Genomic DNA, 12966 nt, shown 5'->3' with positions numbered 1-12966 from the left:
CCACGCTCATCGGGCGATGGTTCCGTTGTGGCGTCGTACTTTCGGCTACCTGCGGGCCCGGCCGGTCTCGTACGCCCACATCGCGATCTCGACGCGGTTGCGGGCGCCGAGCTTGTTCATGAGGCTCGTGACGTGTGACTTGACGGTGCTGAGCGTGATGTGGAACTCGGCGCCGATCTCGTTGTTGGTGCGCCCGCGGGCGACGGCGGCGAGGATCTGTTCCTCCCGTTCGGTGAGGGGGTCGACGGGCTGGGCGGGCGAGGCCGACGGCGCGCTGCCCGCGAACGTGGCGAGCAGGCGCGCGGTGACGCTGGGGGCGATCAGTGCGTCGCCGTTCGCGGCCGCGTGGACGGCCTGTGACAGCATCGCGGCGCCCGCGTTCTTCAGCAGGAACCCACGCGCGCCCGCCCGCAGCGCGGCGTGGACGTACTCGTCGAGGTCGAACGTGGTGATCACGACGACAGCCATGGGGTCGGCGACGTCCGGGCCCGCGAGGCGGCGGGTGGCCTCGATGCCGTCCAGCTCCGGCATCCGGATGTCGAACAGGCACACGTCGGGCCGCAGCCGCCGCGCGACGTCGACGGCCTCCCGCCCGTCGGCCGCCACGCCGACGACCTCGATGCCCGGCTGCGCGTCGAGGATCATTGCGAGCCCGGTGCGGACGATCTCCTGGTCGTCGGCGACGACGACGCGCAGGCTCACCCTGCCGTCCTCGGCAGGACGGCGGTCACGGCCCAGCCGCGGCCGGGCGCGGGGCCCGCCTCGCAGGTGCCGCCGAGGAGTTCCGCGCGTTCGGCCATGCCGACGAGCCCGAACCCGGTGCCGGTGTCCGGGCGGCCGGGCGGGTCGCCGTCGTCGAGCACGGAAAGGCGCACCGTGTGGTCGTCGGCTTCCACCCGCACCTCGACGCGCGTGGCGTGCCGTGCGTGCCGTTTGGCGTTGGTGACCGCTTCCTGTGCGAGGCGGTAGATCCCGGCGCTCACCTGCGCGGGAAGAGCGTCGACGTCGCCGGTGAACGTCACCTCGACCGGCGGGCCGAGCCGGGCGAGGTCGGTGATCCGGTGGCCGGGGGAGAAGTCCACGGGCCCGTCGGTGCGCAGGAGCCGCACCATGCCACGCATCTCGTCCAGTGCCCGTGCCGCCTCCGCGTCGATGATCCGCAGCGCGTCGACCGCCGCGTCCGGGTGGGTCGCCGCGGTCGCGATCCCGGCCTGTGCGCGGATCGCCATCGCCGACACGTGGTGGGCGACCGTGTCGTGCAGGTCACGCGCGAGCCGTTCGCGTTCGAGGAGCTTCACCTGGTCCAGTTCGCGGACGCGGGCCCTGGCCCGGTAGCGGAACGCCGCGCCGGCCGCCATGACCGAGACCAGCACGGCGCTGCCGCCGATGGCGTCGCCCGGCGTGTGGAACCCGAGTGCCGTGTCGGTGGCCATCTTCGCGAACAGGACCCCGGCGCCGAGCACCGCCTCGCGCCCGGAGCCCCACCGGAACAACGAGAACGGCAGCAGCACGAGGAAGACGAGGACGTCCTGCTCCGGGAAGACACCGCCGACGAGCAGCGACGCAAGCTCGCACACCCCGAACGTGAGCACGAGCACGAGCAGCGGCCGGGACCGCCGCCACGGCAGGCTGAACGCGACCCCGACGCAGATCAGCACGGACAGCGGCCGCAGCCCGAGCCCAGGCCGGAGCACCCCTTCGAGCACCGCGACGGCCACGATCACGGCCACGAGCACCCAGTCCCGCCACACCCGCGACGGCGGCGGCGCGGGCGCCGGTTCCCGCCACACCGACCGGAGAAGCTCATACACCGGCTCATCGTACGAGCAGACCCCAACCCCCAAACCACCCAAAAGTACGACCCCACACAACCACCCCACCCCGCGAGTCCCCGTCCCAGAACCCGCGAGTCCCCGGTTCAGAACCCGCGAGTCCCCGGTTCAGAACCCGCGAGTCCCCGGTTCGGAACCGGCGAGTTGGCGGTTCAGGACTCACTAGTCGCCGTTCCGGTCCCCCCGCCGCTCGACCCGAACCGCGAGTTCGGGGGTTCTGAACCGGGAACTCGCGGGTTCTGAACGCGGGACTCGCGGGTTCCGAAGCCGGGACTCGCGGGTCCTGAACGGGGGACTCGCGGTTCCTGAACCGGGGACTCGCGGGTTCTGAACGGGGGACTCGCGGGTTTGGGAGTTGCGGATGGGTCGGTGATCGGTATATACCGTTCCGGTGACGGATGCGCTGCGAGAACCGACCTTTCTGATACTCACGGCGTTGGCCGCCCGGCCTCGGCACGGCTACGGCATCCTGCGCGACGTGGAGGAGATCTCCGGCGGCCGGGTCCGGCTGCGGGCGGGCACGCTCTACACCGCGCTCGACCGGCTGTCGTCCGACGCGTGGGTGGTGATCGACCGGGAAGAGGTCGTGGACAGCAGGCTCCGTCGCTACTACCGCCTGACCGACCTGGGGGCGGCCAGGCTCGCGACCGAAGTGGAACGGATGCGGGCGAACACCCGTGTGGCGGAACAACGGCTCCGCGCACGGCCAATCGGAGGGACCACGTGAACGAACTCGAGCGGCGGTACCGGCGGCTGATCGCCCTCTACCCCCGTGACCACCGCGAACAGCACGGCGAGGAGATGCTCGGCGTCCTGGTGGCCGCGGGCGACAGGGCCCGGCCCGGCTGGAAGGACGTCGCCGACCTGGTGTGGGGCGCGTTCCGGCTGCACCTGCGCCGCATGGTGGCGGGCGGGGTCGACCCGCGTGACGTGCTCGCGATCGTGAGCCTGCTCGGGCCGATCGCGATCCTGGCCGGTGCCACCGAGAGCCTGCACGAGTTCGTGTGGTGGGTGCGGGCGGTCGCGTTGTGGGACATGCCGTTGCGGGACATGCAGTTGTGGGAACGGAGCCCGGATGCCCCTGTGTGGGTCGTCTGGCTGGTGGTGGTCGTGCTCGTCCTGTTCCGGCAGCGGGTCGCCGCCGCGGTCGGCGCCTGGGTGGGCGCGATCGGCCTCGTCCTGGTCGCCACCGTTTCCGAACGTACTTGGTTGTGGGCGCACGCGGACTCCGGGTGGGTGCTGCTGGGCGCGTTGACCGCCGTCGCGCTCACCCTGTCGCCGGGTCCCGCGCGCGGACGTGAGCTGGCAGGCAGGGCGCCGGTCCGCGTGATGAGCGCGGCGGTCGTGGTGGCCGTGCTGATCGGGGTCCTGGGCTACCGGGAAGTGGTTGCCGAGACGACGGCCCTGCTCGTGCTGGTCGTCGGCGCGGTGACGGCTGCCGGGGCCGGGTCGCGTGCGGGCCGCCGGGCCGCGCTGGTGCTGCTGGTGCCGGTCATGACCACGTTGATCGAGCTGGTCATGGGGTCGTTGAACTCGTTCCGGCCCAACGACACGGTGCAGGCGCTGATCTTCTACGGCCCGCCGCTGGTGGTCCTGCTCGCACTGGGCGGGCTGCTGCCCCGCGGCGTCCGGCGCAGGCCGGACCAGCCGGTCACGTAGTGCGGCCCGCGCCGATGCCGGTCACCGAGCGGACCTCGAGTTCGTCGGAGCGATCGGCGTCGGCGCGGTCGCTGCTCAGCACGGTGCCGAGGTAGCCGAGCAGGAACGACAGCGGGATCGACACCAGACCGGGGTTGCTCAGCGGGAACAGGTGGAAGTCCACGCCCTTGATGATCGAGTTCTGGCCGCCGGAGAACACCGGCGAGAACACGATCAGCAGCAGGCAGGACCCGAGCCCGCCGTAGATGGAGAACAGCGAGCCGGTCGTGTTGAACCGCCGCCAGAACAACGTGTACAGGATCGTCGGCAGGTTCGCGGACGCGGCGATCGCGAACGCGAGTGCCACGAGCGCCGCGACGTTCTGCCCGATCGCGAGGTAGCCGCCCACGATCGACAGGCAGCCGATGACGACCGCGGTGATCCGCGCGACCCGCACCTCGGCGCCCGGCTCGGGGCGGCCGTGTTTGATCACGTTGGCGTACACGTCGTGCGCGAACGACGCGGACGCGGTGAGCGTCAGCCCGGCCACCACCGCGAGGATCGTGGTGAACGCGACCGCCGCGACGATCGCGAGCAGCACCGGCCCGCCGATCTCGAACGCGAGCAGCGGGACCGCCGAGTTCTCCGCGCCCGGCGCGGCGAGGATCTCCCGCGACCCGACGATCGCGCTCGCGCCGTAGCCGATGACCAGCGTGCACAGGTAGAACAGCACCATCGCCCACGTCGCCGACAGCACCGACCTGCGGGCCTGGTAGGCGTCCGGCACGGTGTAGAACCGCATCAGCACGTGCGGCAGTGCGCCCGCGCCGAGCACCAGCGCGATCGACAGCGACACGAAGTCGAGCTTCGCCGTCTCCGTCTTCCCGTACAGCGCACCGGGTCGCAGCACCTCGTCGCCGAGCGCGTTGTTGCGTGCGGCGCTGTCGAGCAGGTTGGTCAGGCTGTAACCGAACTTGCCGAGCAGGAACACGGTCAGCATCAGCACACAGCACAACAGCAGGCCGGCCTTGATGATCTGCACCCACGTGGTGCCCTTCATGCCGCCGACCAGCACGTAGAAGATCATGATCGCGCCGACGCCGGTGATGACCAGCGCCTGCCCACCGCTGGAGTGCACGTCGAGCAGCAGCGACACCAGTACGCCGGCGCCGGCCATCTGTGCCAGCAGGTAGAACGCCGAGATCACGAGCGTGGCGTTGGCGGCGGCCGCCCGCACCGGGCGCTGCCGCATCCGGAAGCTGACCACGTCGCCCATCGTGAAGCGGCCGACGTTGCGGAACCGCTCCGCGATCAGCAGCAGCGGGACCAGCCACGCGACGAGAAATCCGATCGAATAGAGAAAGCCGTCGTAACCGTGCACGGCGATGGCGCCGGCGACGCCGAGGAACGATGCGGCGGAAAGGTAGTCGCCGGACAGGGCGACGCCGTTCTGGAGACCGGTGAAACCGCCGCCCGCTGCGTAGTAGTCGGCGGTCGTGGTGTTCCTGCTGCTCACCCGGTAGACCACGAAAAGGGTCACTCCGACGATGATCAGGAATATCGTGATGTTGAGCGCGGACTCACCGGTCATGATCGGTTTCTCCCGCCGCCGCGCGCAGTTCCGCGATCTTCGGATCGATATTTCTCCTGGTGAAACGGGCGTACCAGAGCATGATGGCGACGGTGCTCACGAACTGGGACAGTCCGAGCAGCAGTCCGGCCGTGACGCTGCCGGTCACCCGGTGCGCCATGAAACCGGGGGCGTATGCCGCCAGCAGCACATAGGTCAGATACCACGCCAGGAACAGCGCGCTCACCGGGAGGACGAACCTGGTCAGCCGCCCGCGCACGGCCACGAAGTCCGGGTGCTCGCGAATGGCCGCGAAGTCCGGCGGCCCGCCCGGTGCCGCGTGCGGACCGGCCGGGAAATCGTTTTCGGCGGGTTCGAACGCGACATGATCTCCCGGTTCCGGCGCACGCGTGAACGACGATGCGTGGGTCATGGGATTCCCTTTCGCGGCATGGCGGGCGCCCGGGGAGGCGGCGATCGAAAGCGTAACCACCGGGTCAAGCCCCTCGTGCGGAAGTTTCCGAAAGAATCGCTGCCGCGAAAATGTCCGCCTGGCAGCGCTTACACAACGGAGTGTGCTCGGTCGGTGGCGTAATCGGTGCTTGAACAATGCGTCACGTTTTCCCTAGGTTGACCCGGATACTCGAATTTCCCTGGGGGGAGAGGGTGCACCCGTGAGCTCGCCCCACGAAAGACCCGCGAGCGGTGCCGCGTGGTGGTCCGCCGCCGTGCAGTGGCGCAACTGGCCGCTGCTGGTCAAGCTCGGCGTGGTGCTCGTCGTACCGGTGGTCGGCGCGCTCGTGCTCGGTGTCCTGCGGGTGCGGGCCGACGTCGAGCTCGCCGACTCCTACGCGAGCGTCGAACGGGTCGCCGCCGTGCGCGTGCAGCTCGTGCGGGTGCTCTCGGCGCTCCAGCACGAACGGAACGAGGCCGTCGGGGACGGCGCCGGGCTGCCGAGGGCCATCACCGCGACCGACGCGGCCATCGCCGACGTGACCGACGTGATCGGGGCGACCTCGGGTGACCAGGCCAGGATCGCGGGCGAGTCGGACTACCGCGAGCTGGTCGGCGCGCTCGGCTCCCTCGTCGCGGCCCGCGGGCAGCGGGCGGCGGACGGCGACGGGCTGGTGGTGCTCAGCGGCTACAACGCGGTGACCGGCGCCGTGCTCGAGTTCGACCGCTCGCTCGTCGGCCGGTTCCCCGACCAGAACCTGACCAACACGTCGATCGCGCTCGGCGAGCTGCAGTCCGTGCGGGAACAGGTCGCGCTGCAACAGGCGATCGGCAGCCTCGCGCTGCGCGACAACGCGCTGTCCGACGCGGGGCGGCAGCTGATGATCGAGGCGGCCGTGCGGCTGGAGGACCAGCTCGGCGACTTCCGTTCGGTGGCCCCGCCCGCGCTGCGCGAGCGCTACGACACGACCGTCACCGGTCAGGACGTGACCGCGCGCCAGCAGATGGTGGACGCGGCCCGCACGATGGGCCCGGCACAGGCCCGGTTCACCGCCGAGCAGTGGAACACCGTCTCCGACACCACGACCAGCCAGCTCACCGAGGTCACGCAGCTGGCGGCGGCCGACCTGCGCGCTGGCTCGGACGAGCTGGCGGAGCGCGTCAGCGACCGCGCGGGCCTGGAGTCGGTGCTGCTGCTGGTGATGCTGCTGCTCGCCGCCGGAGTCGGTGGTGGTCTCGGCCGCTACCTGCTGCGTTCGGTCGGGCTGCTGCGCCGCGCCGCGCTCGACGTCGCGCACCAGGAGCTGCCCGCCGCGGTCGCGAGCATCCGGGCCGGTGACGGGGCGAAGGTCGCGATCGAACCGGTGCCGCTGCGCACCACGGAGGAGTTCGGCCAGCTCGCGCGCGCGTTCGACGCTGTGCACGACCAGGCGCTGCGGTCCGCCGCCGAGGAGGCGGGCCTGCGCAGCAACCTCGCCAACATCTTCACCAACCTCTCCCGCCGCAGCCAGGGGCTGGTCGAGCGGCAGCTGCGGCTGATGGAACAGCTGGAGCAGAAGACCGACGACCCGGACCAGCTCGCCGACCTGTTCAGGATCGACCACCTGGCGACCCGCATGCGCCGCAACAACGAGAACCTGATGGTGTTGTCGGGCACCGGCGCGCTGCGGCGGTTCACCGAGCCGGTGCCGCTGCCCGACGTGCTGCGCGCGGCGATCTCCGAGGTCGAGCACTACGAACGCGCGATCGTGCGGTCCGCGCCGGACATCCGGGTCGTCGGCTACGCGGCGGGCGACCTGATCCGGTCGGTGTCCGAGCTGATCGAGAACGCGACCGCGTTCTCCCCGCCGGACTCGGTGGTCGTCGTCGAGAGCAGGCTGCGCGGGGACGGCTCGGTGATGGTCGACGTGCTCGACGACGGGGTCGGCATGGGGGACGAGGAACTGCGCGAGGCCAACCACCGCGTCACGGGCGGCGGCGGGGTGGACGTGCCGGTCTCCCGGCAGATGGGCCTGTTCGTGGTCGGCAGGCTCACGGCGCGGCACGGCATCCGGGTGCGGCTGTCCAAGCGTGCCGATGGCGGTCTGTGCGCGTCGGTGCTGGTTCCGGCAGCGCTGGTCGGCGTGGACGGGTCCGAGCTCGTGCCGGTCGCGGCGGCCGTGCCGACCGGTGCGGTGGCGGGCAGGCTCGAGTCGGCCGGGATCACCGTGACCCTGCCGGACCTGCCGTCGGCGAGCACACCGGCGTCGATCCTGTTCGCGGCCGACGAGCAGCGCCCATACCACGCCGTCACCGGCTTCGCCTGGCTGGGCACCCCGGCGAGCGGTGCGGCGCAGGCAGGCCCCCGGTCCGCGCCGGTCGTCGAGGCGGGTCCGGACGGGTTGCCGAAACGGGTGCCGAAGGGGCAGTTGCTCGCGCCGCCCGCGCGGCCGCAGCCGTCCACCAACGCCAAACGCGACGCCGCACGGGCACGCGGGTTCCTGAGCGGTTTCCAGTCGGGCATCCGGCAGAGTGAGAAGCGCAGAGGGGAGGCGGAGTCATGACCGCCACGCACGAGCCGGCCGACCGGCAGCAGATGGGACAGTTCGGGTGGCTGGTCAACAACTTCGTCGACAACACCCCCGGGGTGGCGCACGCCGTGGTGGTGTCGGTCGACGGGCTGATGCTCACCGCGTCCGCGCGTCTGCCGGAGGAACGCGCCGGTCAGCTCGCCGCGATCGCGGCAGGCATCGTGAGCCTCAACCTCGGTGCCGCGAAGGCGCTCGGCGCGGAGTCGGTGGTGCGCGCGGTCGTGGAGATGGACGGCGGCGCACTGCTGCTGACGTCGATCAAGGACGGCTCGTGCCTCGCGGTGCTCGCGGCCCGCGACTGCGACATCGCGCAGGTCGCCTACGAGATGACGGTGCTCGTGGACCGGGTCGGCCAGATCCTCACCCCGCAGCTGCGGGCCGCACTGGCCGCGGGCTGATCCCGCGCGAGGAGCTGTCATGACTGATGACAGACCCGAGTCGACCTTCGCCGACGTGCTCAACGGCCTCACCATGGGCAGGCCACGCAAACGCTCGCCAGACCCGGGACCGGCCCAGGAATCCCGTGCCCCGCAACAAGAAGCGCCCGCCGACGAGCCACCGCCCGCCGAGGAGAACGCGGCGAGCGTCCGCGCGTACGCCTGGACCGCGGGCCGCACCAGGTCGAGCGGCAGGCTGGAGATCGAGACGCTGATCGCGACCGCGCCCCGCGCCGAGGAGCTGTTCACCACCATGCGGGTCGAGCACCAGTCGGTGGCGCGGCTGTGCAGGCAGACGAGGTCGGTCGCGGAGATCGGTGCACTGCTCTGCCTGCCGATCGGCGTGGTCCGCGTCCTGCTCGACGACATGGCCGGGCTGGGCCTGGTCACCGTCCACCACAACGAGACGGCACCGGACGCCCGCCCGGACATCGCGCTGATGCAACGCGTGCTGCGCGGCCTCGCCAACCTGCGCACCTGAGCCCCGGCACAATGTGGGCCATGTGGACCCTCGCCGACGTGGAGCGTGCCGTGCGGGCGAGCTGGGGCGCCGACACCTGCGACCCGGCAGACCGCCCCGACTGGGATCCCGGCAACCCCGCTCGCGGCCAGTGCGGGGTGACCGCGCTGGTGCTGCACGACCTGTTCGGCGGTGAGTTGGTGCTCGGCGAGGTCCGGGTCGCGGGAGAGCGGACCGGCGTGCACTACTGGAACCGCTTCGGCACGGGACTGGAGGTGGACCTCACCCGCGGCCAGTTCCGGCCGGACGAGGACGTCGTCGGCGCACAGGTGGTCCAGCGCCCGGACGGGCCGCCGAAGCGCTGCCGCGAGGAGTACGACCTGCTGCGGACCCGCGTCCTGGCACGCTTCAGGGGAGTGCCCACCACGAGTCCAGCCGCGGCACCGGCTCCGTCGAAGCCCGCAGTGCCCGGCTGACCCGGAACAGGAACGCCGCGATCCCGGCCGCCCCCTGCAGCCAGCCGACGCCGGGCGGCAGCAGCGGCTCCACGTCCCGGTGCTCGACGAACCGCCAGTACGCGTGCGGGCCGTCGGTCACCGCGCGTGCCACCAGCGCGTCCGCCAGCCGCACCGCGAACGCCAGGTCGTCGGGGTCACCGCCACGGCACCACGAGTCGAGGAACGTGTCCCCGACACCGGCGGTCCCGCAGCACCGGCCGTCGTTGTCCCAGAACCCGGGCCGCAGCCGCTCGGGCAGACCCGAGGTGCGCACCCCCGCCAGCGCACGCCGGTGCCATTCCATCGGCGCGGCCCCCGCGACCTCCGCCACCCCGGCCCGCGCCAGCGCCAGGTACAGCAGCGACGTGCCGGACCCGCCGTGACACCACCCGTGCGCGACGGGCTCGTCTCCTGGCGGAATCCGTCGTGGCACGACGTATCCGTCGCCGAGCGACAGCAGGTGCGACGCGCCTCTGGTCGCGGCGGTCACCAGGTCCCGGCGATCGAACCGGGCACCGGCCACCGCGAGCGCGGCCGCGATCCCCGCGACACCGTGCGAGAAGTTCGGCAGCCGCACCGTCTCGTCGGTGCGGAACCGCGTCGGCACGTACGCCCAGTCGAGCCCGGCCGGCACCTCCTCCGCCTCGGCGAGCAGCACCTCCGCCGCCAACGCGCCCAGTTCGCGTGCGTTCGTCCACACCGCGGCCAGCAGCACCCCGGCCGTGCCCAGCACCACGTCGGTCACCCGGGTGCCGGGAAGGAAACGGGGCGGCTCGAACGCCGTCTGCGGCCAGCCGTCCGGCGTCGCCAGTGCGAGCAACCGGTCCACGGCGGGCGACGGGTCCGCGCCGAGCGCGGTCAGCACCCCGACCGCGCTGACCAGCCCGTCGAAGAAGTCGTACTCGGTCGCGTGGGGCACCTCGGCGTTCAGCTGTGTCACGATGCGCTCGGCGAGCAGCGATTCCTCCGTGGTCCACGGCCGCGACAGCCGGATCTCGGCCAGCACGTAGGCGAGCCCGCCCACCCCGGAGTTCATCCCGTCGCGGTGCTCCGGCGGCAGGTCGGTGCCCGGTGTCTCGGGGATCGACAGCTCGTCAGCCCACCGCACCTGCGACAGCACCCACCGCCACGCGGCGTCCGCGACCCGTTGGTACATCAGGGAAGGCGTGCGGTGATCAGGTCGAGTACCCCTGGCGCGTCCACCTCCACGCACACGTTCACGAGCGGCCGCCCCTGCCACGCGGGGGGCGCCGGGTCGTCGGTGCCGCCGAGGTTGGGCCAGGTCTTGCCCCGGCTGATGCCCTGCGTCTCCACGCGGACCGGCCACCGCTTCGTGCGGAACAGGCCGGGGGCGAGGAGGTACGCGACCGCGCTCGGGTCGTGCAGGTAGATGCCGTCCTGGCCGCTGGCCTTGGTCAGGAACGCCCGGTACAGCGGGATCGCCCGCGCGAGCAGCCGCGCGGTCGGCGTGTCCCCCGAGGTGACCGCGTCGACGCGGTCACCGGGCAGCAGCACCTGGTGCGTCACGTCCAGCCCGACCATCGTCACCGGCCACCGGGCGCCGAACACGACGTCCGCCGCTTCCGGGTCGTTCCACATGTTCGCCTCGGCCGCCGGGGTCGCGTTGCCGGGGCCGAGCGCGTTGCCGCCCATCACGACGACCTGCTCGACCAGCGTGTCGAGGTCGGGGCGCAACCGCAGCGCCAGCGCGAGGTTGGTCAGCGGCCCGATCGCGAGGATCGTCGCGCCCGGCGCCTCCCGGCACAGGAACTCGGCCGCGCTCACGTCCAGGGCCGGACGGGACGGTTCGGCCAGGTCACCGCCGTCGCCGAGCCCGTCCTCGCCGTGGATGTGCGGGATCGCGCCGAGGTAGTCCATGGCGAGCGGCGCGGTGGCACCACGCGCGACCGGGATGTCGGCGCGGCCCGCGATGTCCAGCAGCGCCAGTGCGTTGCGGGTCGCGACCTCGACCGTGACGTTGCCGAACACGGTGGTCAGCCCGGCCACGTCCAGCTCGGGGGAGGCCAGTGCGGCGAACAACGCCATGGCGTCGTCGATGCCGGGGTCAGTGTCGATGATGAGGCGCGTCACCGCCTCACGTTACCGTGGTCAGCTCCACGTCGAGGAGGCTCGCGACCGCCTTCAGCTCCGCCAGCCGGTGCCCGGTGCCCAGCGCCCAGTGGTGCCCGACACCGCTCGCGGACCAGTCGTCGGTCCACTCGCCGGGGTCCCGGCCGAAGTCGACGCGGCTCGTGGTGTTGCCGATCCTCAGGTGCGGCCCGTCGGCGACCATGCCCTCCGCGGCGACCAGCGTGTACCGGCCGTCGCGGGTCTGGCCGACCCCCAGCAGCGTGACCGGGCCGGTGGCCACGTCGAACTCGACCGACACGCCCCACCCGCGCTTGCCGTGGAACACGCCGAGCCCGCGCAGCAGCGGCTTCTTCGCCGAGATCGCCAGGTGCGCGGGCCCGTCGTGGCCCATCTCGACGTGCCCGCGCGTGAAGTCGAGCGCCTGGAACTCGGTGAACGACCCGCCGGCGCCGAGCACGTCCATGATCAGCATGGCGAGGCTGGTGCGCAGCTCGTACTCACCGGCCGCCGGGACACCGCGGGCGGTGAGCAGGCTCGCGCCGAGGATCATGCCCGCGCCGAGCCGCTCGTGCTGCTCGCCGTTCAGGCCGCGGTGGTAGTAGGCGAGGCTGTCGAGGTCGAAGTCGGCGACGAGCCGGTCGAGGCCGACGGAAACCCGGGCGCCCCAGGCGAAGTCCTCCCGGTCGACCGACTCGGTCACCTCGAACACCTCGCTGGCCGCCGCCAGCCGCCTGTCCACTTCGGACTCGGTGACGGCCTCGACCCGCACCAGCAGGTCGTCGAACTCCAGCACCTCGACGTGTCCGCCGAAGTGCGCGTTGACCATCGCGAGGTCGGTCGACACGTCGTACATGCCGGGGTAGAGGTGTCCCATGAGCCCGTGCCTGCCGTGCCGCAGCACCTTCCGCACCCCGGCGGCGCGGATCCACGCACCGATCTTCGCCCACGCCCGCTCGTCCCGCAGGTGGCCGGACACGCTGCGGAAGTCGATGCCCGCGCGGGTGAACGCGTTCGCCATCTCCGGCAGCGGGCACGCGCCGCAGTAGGCGAGCCACTGCCCGGTGTCGAACGTCGCGTGGTCCATGGACTCGGTGGGCTGCAGGTTGATCAGCAGCACCGGCGCGCCACTGCGCTGCGCGACCGGCATGAGCATGGTCGCGGTCAGGTACGTGGTGAGGAACCCGACGATCAGGTCGCAGCCCGCCTCGCGCAGCTCCTCCGCGGCCCGCGCGCCTTCCTGGGCGTCGGAGATGAACCCGACGTCGACGACGTCGGCGTCGTGGCCCTTGATCCGCTCGCTGACGTACCGCGACGACTCCCGCAGCGTCGGCAGGAGGTCCGGGAACTGGGGCCAGTACGCGCCGAGCCCGCCCGCGACGAGGCCGATCCTCGGCCGTCTCTTGTCGGTCATGGTGTCC

The 12966-nt window shown here is 72.0% G+C and carries 13 protein-coding genes; 6 read left to right on the top strand and 7 right to left on the bottom strand.

The window, feature by feature from the left end; translation table 11 throughout:
• Positions 1-45: 45 nt before the first annotated feature.
• Positions 46-702: a response regulator gene (locus tag ACFPCV_RS19005; RefSeq protein WP_378057566.1), complete on the bottom strand. Its 657-nt coding sequence runs from the start codon at positions 700-702 to the stop codon at positions 46-48.
• Positions 699-1811 carry a sensor histidine kinase gene (locus tag ACFPCV_RS19000; RefSeq protein WP_378057565.1) on the bottom strand — a complete coding sequence of 371 codons (1113 nt, stop codon included), beginning with the start codon at positions 1809-1811 and terminating at the stop codon, positions 699-701. The genes ACFPCV_RS19005 and ACFPCV_RS19000 overlap by 4 nt, the downstream gene beginning before the upstream one ends.
• A gap of 457 nt (positions 1812-2268) precedes the next feature.
• On the opposite strand from ACFPCV_RS19000, the gene ACFPCV_RS18995 reads away from it, so the two are divergent.
• On the top strand, positions 2269-2559 hold the full coding sequence (locus ACFPCV_RS18995; RefSeq protein ID WP_378057563.1) for a PadR family transcriptional regulator: 291 nt from the start codon (positions 2269-2271) through the stop codon (positions 2557-2559).
• On the top strand, positions 2556-3491 hold the full coding sequence (locus tag ACFPCV_RS18990) for a hypothetical protein (RefSeq protein ID WP_378057562.1): 936 nt from the start codon (positions 2556-2558) through the stop codon (positions 3489-3491). Before ACFPCV_RS18995 ends, ACFPCV_RS18990 begins: the two co-directional genes overlap by 4 nt.
• On the opposite strand, the gene ACFPCV_RS18985 is transcribed toward ACFPCV_RS18990, so the two are convergent.
• Together ACFPCV_RS18985 and ACFPCV_RS18980 are read right to left on the bottom strand one after the other, a co-directional pair.
• Entirely contained in the window at positions 3484-5061 is a 1578-nt protein-coding gene (locus ACFPCV_RS18985) for a solute symporter family protein (RefSeq protein ID WP_378057561.1), read from the bottom strand. The two genes, ACFPCV_RS18990 and ACFPCV_RS18985, sit on opposite strands and share 8 nt — an antisense overlap.
• The gene (locus ACFPCV_RS18980; protein ID WP_378057560.1) at positions 5051-5473 is read right to left on the bottom strand and encodes a DUF485 domain-containing protein; all 423 of its coding nucleotides are present in this window, start codon (positions 5471-5473) and stop codon (positions 5051-5053) included. Before ACFPCV_RS18980 ends, ACFPCV_RS18985 begins: the two co-directional genes overlap by 11 nt.
• A gap of 241 nt (positions 5474-5714) precedes the next feature.
• Between ACFPCV_RS18980 and ACFPCV_RS18975 the strand changes: the two genes are divergently transcribed.
• From ACFPCV_RS18975 to ACFPCV_RS18960, 4 genes are read left to right on the top strand one after another with little or no spacing between them, the layout of a single operon-like run.
• Positions 5715-8036: a sensor histidine kinase gene (locus ACFPCV_RS18975; RefSeq protein ID WP_378057559.1), complete on the top strand. Its 2322-nt coding sequence runs from the start codon at positions 5715-5717 to the stop codon at positions 8034-8036.
• Positions 8033-8461 (top strand): roadblock/LC7 domain-containing protein, encoded by a 429-nt coding sequence (locus ACFPCV_RS18970; protein WP_378057558.1) that lies wholly within the window; start codon positions 8033-8035, stop codon positions 8459-8461. Before ACFPCV_RS18975 ends, ACFPCV_RS18970 begins: the two co-directional genes overlap by 4 nt.
• Before the next feature lie 19 nt (positions 8462-8480).
• Positions 8481-8981, top strand: coding sequence for a DUF742 domain-containing protein (locus ACFPCV_RS18965; RefSeq protein ID WP_378057557.1), 501 nt, complete (start codon positions 8481-8483; stop codon positions 8979-8981).
• 20 nt (positions 8982-9001) lie between these two features.
• The gene (locus ACFPCV_RS18960) at positions 9002-9436 is read left to right on the top strand and encodes a YunG family protein (protein WP_378057556.1); all 435 of its coding nucleotides are present in this window, start codon (positions 9002-9004) and stop codon (positions 9434-9436) included.
• On the opposite strand, the gene ACFPCV_RS18955 is transcribed toward ACFPCV_RS18960, so the two are convergent.
• The 3 genes from ACFPCV_RS18955 to ACFPCV_RS18945 are packed head-to-tail and all read right to left on the bottom strand — an operon-like array spanning position 9369 to position 12959.
• Positions 9369-10613 carry a lanthionine synthetase LanC family protein gene (locus ACFPCV_RS18955; protein WP_378057555.1) on the bottom strand — a complete coding sequence of 415 codons (1245 nt, stop codon included), beginning with the start codon at positions 10611-10613 and terminating at the stop codon, positions 9369-9371. The genes ACFPCV_RS18960 and ACFPCV_RS18955 overlap by 68 nt on opposite strands.
• Complete coding sequence (locus ACFPCV_RS18950; protein ID WP_378057554.1) at positions 10613-11548, bottom strand: nucleoside hydrolase; 936 nt, start codon at positions 11546-11548, stop codon at positions 10613-10615. Before ACFPCV_RS18950 ends, ACFPCV_RS18955 begins: the two co-directional genes overlap by 1 nt.
• A 4-nt stretch (positions 11549-11552) precedes the next feature.
• A complete protein-coding gene (locus tag ACFPCV_RS18945) occupies positions 11553-12959 on the bottom strand; it encodes an arabinose isomerase (RefSeq protein WP_378057553.1) in 1407 nt (468 codons plus the stop codon).
• Between the last annotated feature and the right edge of the window lie 7 nt (positions 12960-12966).

The sequence above is a fragment of the Actinophytocola glycyrrhizae genome (assembly GCF_042653545.1).
Lineage (GTDB): Bacteria > Actinomycetota > Actinomycetes > Mycobacteriales > Pseudonocardiaceae > Actinophytocola > Actinophytocola glycyrrhizae.
Note: the sequence above shows the minus strand (reverse complement) of the source record. Positions and strands in the feature narration are given on the sequence as shown.